1 protein-coding gene and 2 pseudogenes are annotated in these 1,442 nt (G+C 51.9%); 1 reads left to right on the forward strand and 2 read right to left on the reverse strand.

Features of this window, described 5'->3' with window-relative positions:
• The coding region (locus BBW68_RS00075) for an IS1595 family transposase (protein WP_148127470.1) at nt 1-415 on the reverse strand (415 nt) is incomplete at its 3' end.
• Between the two features lie 43 nt (nt 416-458).
• Between BBW68_RS00075 and BBW68_RS00080 the strand changes: the two are divergent.
• A pseudogene (locus BBW68_RS00080) lies at nt 459-1,115 on the forward strand (transporter substrate-binding domain-containing protein); the annotation flags it as partial.
• Between the two features lie 43 nt (nt 1,116-1,158).
• On the opposite strand, the pseudogene BBW68_RS17345 reads toward BBW68_RS00080, so the two are convergent.
• A pseudogene (locus BBW68_RS17345) lies at nt 1,159-1,343 on the reverse strand (ketose-bisphosphate aldolase); the annotation flags it as partial.
• Nucleotides 1,344-1,442: the final 99 nt, after the last annotated feature.

Below are 1,442 nucleotides of genomic sequence, written 5' to 3' on the forward strand. Positions count from 1 at the left end.
TCACATCCAGTACATCATAACTGGCAAAATTATCGGTATAGACGATGCTGTCAGGGTAAATTTTTGACTCTATTATCGGCAGTAATGTGCGTGATTTGGCATCGGGTATGACCTTGGTATACACCTTACCACCACGCTTGAGAAGCCCGAAAACAGGCACTTTTCCGGCAGCACCTCTGCCACGCTGACCTTTACGACGACCACCAAAATAACTTTCGTCCAGTTCAATCTCGCCATCAAACCAGGAGTGCCTATCTACGTGCTCGGCTATCAGCACTCTGAGGCGGTGAAAATAGTATGCAGCAGTGTTCCTGTGGACACCAACCAGCTCTGCGGCAATACGGGCTGTGGAGCCTGCAATAAACTGTTCAAGTAACCGTTCCTGTTTGTACTGACTGAGTCTGCTTTTTCTCATGGCACTATCCTAGATGATCTTAGTTATCTAGGACAGCCCCCCCGGAGATTATAAGCCTTACACCTACCTGCGCCCGGACGGCAGTTATGAAGGCATTGATATCTCACTGGCGCAGGCGCTGGCAAAAAGCCTCGGTTCGGAAGTGAAGTGGGTGCCGACCACTTGGAAAACCATGCCCTCCGATTTTATCGCCAAGCAGTGTGACGTAGCGCTGGGCGGTGTATCGGTGACGCTGAAGCGCCTGCAGACGGTATGGTTTGCTAACCCGCTGGACACCGACGGCAAAATCCCGCTGGTGCGCTGCGCCGATAAAAAGAAATACCGCACTGTTGAGCAGATGAATAAAGCGTCGGTACGCCTGATCGAACCGGCGGGCAGCACCAATGAGGCTTTTGTTCACACCTATCTGCCGCAGGCAAATCTGACGTTATTCCACGACAACGTGACGATTTTCCAGCAGCTGGTGGATAAGAAAGCCGATGTGATGATCACCGACGCGTCGGAAGCGCTGTACCAGCAGAAGCGTTTTCTTCAGCTGTGCGCGATTAACCCGGAAAAGCCGTTGCAGTACGGCGAGAAAGCGTGGATGCTGCCGCGAGCTGATATCAGCTGGAAGGTATACGTTGACCAGTGGCTGCACCTCAGCAAAGCCACAGGCGAGTATCAGCAGGTTGTCGGGCAGTGGTTAGCCGCCAAATAGCCTGCAGGGTCGAGCATGCCCGCCCCCTAAACGTATTCCCCAGTTAACGATACAGATCCGTTTCCCCGGTCGGGCCAAACAGCGACATCGTATAGGCGAGCACCTCTTTTGCCGCTTGGATCGGCTGCGGATAGATCACGTTCAGACCCACCACGCCTCGCGGCTTAAGATCTCACGCGCTTTGGTAAAGTAGGCATACTTCATATCGCTGGAGATGCTAGCCATTCCAGCATGTATTACCGAACACTGGTTGTAACCTACTGATTTTATGTTATAGATGCTCGCTGTTTTTATGGGGTTGCAGCACAATCTCTATTTATTCAACAA

The sequence above is a fragment of the Candidatus Erwinia dacicola genome, from assembly GCF_001756855.1.
Classification (GTDB): Bacteria; Pseudomonadota; Gammaproteobacteria; order Enterobacterales; family Enterobacteriaceae; genus Erwinia; species Erwinia dacicola.